This window comes from Weissella sp. DD23 (genome assembly GCF_001579105.1).
Taxonomy (GTDB): domain Bacteria; phylum Bacillota; class Bacilli; order Lactobacillales; family Lactobacillaceae; genus Weissella; species Weissella cibaria.
This window is the reverse complement of sequence record NZ_KQ970390.1, coordinates 124,452-126,607: the sequence shown is the minus strand read 5'-3', so window position 1 is coordinate 126,607 and position 2,156 is coordinate 124,452. Positions and strand designations below refer to the sequence as shown.

At 37.9% G+C, this 2,156-nt stretch carries 3 protein-coding genes; all 3 read right to left on the bottom strand.

Annotated elements, in window-relative coordinates; all coding sequences use genetic code 11:
- Positions 1-47 precede the first annotated feature (47 nt).
- Entirely contained in the window at positions 48-1,091 is a 1,044-nt protein-coding gene (locus WEIDD23_RS00585) for an acyltransferase (protein WP_062358651.1), read from the bottom strand.
- A 128-nt stretch (positions 1,092-1,219) separates the two neighbouring features.
- Positions 1,220-2,002, bottom strand: coding sequence for a hypothetical protein (locus WEIDD23_RS00580; protein WP_207644196.1), 783 nt, complete (start codon positions 2,000-2,002; stop codon positions 1,220-1,222).
- Positions 1,977-2,156 (bottom strand): hypothetical protein (locus tag WEIDD23_RS14010; protein WP_207644195.1); only part of this gene is annotated, 180 nt, incomplete at its 5' end. The genes WEIDD23_RS00580 and WEIDD23_RS14010, both read right to left, overlap by 26 nt.

Below are 2,156 nucleotides of genomic sequence, written 5' to 3'. Positions count from 1 at the left end.
AAACGAAGGAAATACCCACGTCATACGTTTGTTAGGTTCATCCATCATTATTCATTAACCATTTTATTTTTTGTAAAAAATTTACTATTCAACATAGCAAACACCTTACCGATATATTGACGTATTAAATCTAAAATCATGCCTGTGACAAATATCCCCAACGCAGATACAATCAAACCACCCACCAATTCTAAGCCATGCCACCTAGTAGGATTAACAATCTCGTTCCACATGTAGATCCTAAATGAGCGACTATCATGAAACAGGTATACACCGAATGTAGTGCTAGCTATCAAATTAATAACTGGAACACTTCCAAACTCCCAATCCTTAAATAATACAAATATCAAGAACGCGATAATAAAAGCACCAACATTGAATCCACTAACAAAAAACAACCTTAGCCCCGAAAAGAAAGCGTTTGATTTCGCAGCTGCCAGTAGCGCCCCCGTTACAAATGACGTAGCAACGAGAATTGCACCAATCAACATAAATATCTTAATTTTGTCTATTTTTATATCATATTTTCGAACATACGCCCCCATGCAGTATGAAACAATCAGACTTATTAATTGATTTTTCATATCCGGCATGATTATTGGTAATCCAATCATGCACACGGATCCAATCAATCCAACCCTCACTATTCTTTCGTCTAGGTCATTCATCACCTTATTTAATAAAGGGCTTAAAATCAAAATCAACGCAAAATCAGTCGGAAACCAATAATTGGCCATAATAAGAGGGAATATGATTCTTGTAATACCGAGCAAATCTGGTAACGTTCCTTGAAATGCGTAAGTTAGAAGGACAACAATTATTGAAAAATACATAGTTTGTTTGCTGAGGTCGATAACCCTTTGCCACCTAAACGCCTTATTCAGCATAAAATAACCTGTAATCATAACAAACAAAACCACTCCCAATTTTCCACCCATTCGAAGTATAGATAAGCCCAAAACCTTTTCTGAAAACACATCTGTAGGCCCAAAGTTGTTATAAGTTACAAAATGACAACAAATAATCATAAACATCGCCACTATACGCAATAATTCTAGATTACTTTGACGGGCTCTTTTGTTCTTCACCATAATCACCTAATCCTTTTTTCAAAACTATGATTGATTATATCAACATAATACTGAAAAAATAACTGTTTTATTAAATTTTTCATTCCATAAATAAAGGCCTCTTAATTTATAAATAAGAGGCCTTTATTTTATCTGTCATATTTTTTTAAAAAAATGAATGTAATAACAGCGACCGTTAGTCCCCACCCCATTATGCTCAAGTACATTCCCAATTTAGTGATTGTGGCAGGGCTATACGAAAGTACAAGCCTATTAACACCTCTTCTATCGGCGACATATAAAGCACCGACTGTATTCCGCTTAAGCCTATTTACATTTAGAGATCGTCCGTTAAGCACTAATTTTGTGCGTTCGTAGGCAACGACAGGGATTAATCGCTTTTTGTTAGCAACATTGCTCTTCCACTGTAATGTCATCGTCCCATCCCCATTAACAATGTGTTGGTAAGGACGCCATTGCTTTGAAAATGAGTTCATGTAGGCATCATAGGTTGGCTGGTGCGTTTCAGTTGTCGAATCAACCGGCACATAATCCGGTGTCGTACGATCAACATGATAAATCAACTTACCCATATCACCATCATGGAATAGCGGTTGAAGCTGCACAAACGTATGAATGTCTGGCGAGTACACATTGCGAGGCGTTGCCTGCAATCCCGCGTACAGTGGTGTCTTCTCGTTTTGAACATAGTAGACATTGTTCGCAACCTTCTGAGTCAGAAGTAGCACAGATACTACTGCAAGAATTACCGGCGTAAGGTGACGCACAACGTTATTATCCGGACGTACTTCCATAAACACCTTACCAACTACAACAATAGTTAGCGCATATCCCGTCAAGCTAATTCGACGCGGCATCTGCAAGAATGATCGTAATCCTGGGTAATTAGTTTCCAACAAGTGCCACGGCACAAGTGAAGTCCCCACCACCAAATAAACAATGGCGACAATAGCCATAAATCGAGTTACCACACTCAATTTTTTCCAAAAAAGCAATTGTCATACCTAGCAATAGAAAGGCCATGACAGAAATCACGATGTCACTATTTGAATTAACCCCCGTATA